Here is a 536-nt window from a genome sequence, read left to right on the forward strand (position 1 = left end):
CCGCTCGGCGCCGATGCGCTTGCGCCAGCGGGTCATCGAAGAGCGATCGAGCGGCAGGGCGTGCTGGAAGTGGGTCTCGCCACAGAACAGCTGCACATAGGGGCTGTCGAGGAAGCGCGCGCAGACAGCTTCGTCGGACAGGCCGTCCATGTGCTTGATCAGGTGCAGCCCGACCATCAGCCGCGTCGGCAGTCCGGGCCGGCCGACACCGTCGCGATACAGCGGACCGAACGCGGCGGCGAAGCGATGCCAGTCGATCAGGCCCGCCAGGCGCACCAGAGGATGCCGCGGATCGACGAGGTTCATCAGCGCCGAGCGGAAGAGTTCGGGCTGCTCGGGCGGTGGTGATTTCGGCCGCATCGGCGTGCTCCCCGGCCACGACATGCCGAGCGAATCACGCCGCCGGACGGCCTTCAACAGGGACGCGGATTTGCAAGCTTTCCGCCCGCTCCGGACAGGGACCTTGCAAACGCGAATACCTCTTCAAGCTGGAGACGCGAGGAATCGTGCGAGGTTCCGCGTTCTTCACGGGCGAC

1 protein-coding gene is annotated in these 536 nt (G+C 67.2%); it reads right to left on the bottom strand.

Features of this window, described 5'->3' with window-relative positions; genetic code table 11:
- Positions 1-417 (bottom strand): transposase (locus FK498_RS19010; RefSeq protein WP_237561030.1); only part of this gene is annotated, 417 nt, incomplete at its 3' end.
- Positions 418-536 lie beyond the last annotated feature (119 nt).

This window comes from Elioraea sp. Yellowstone (assembly GCF_006704265.1).
GTDB lineage: Bacteria > Pseudomonadota > Alphaproteobacteria > Acetobacterales > Acetobacteraceae > Elioraea.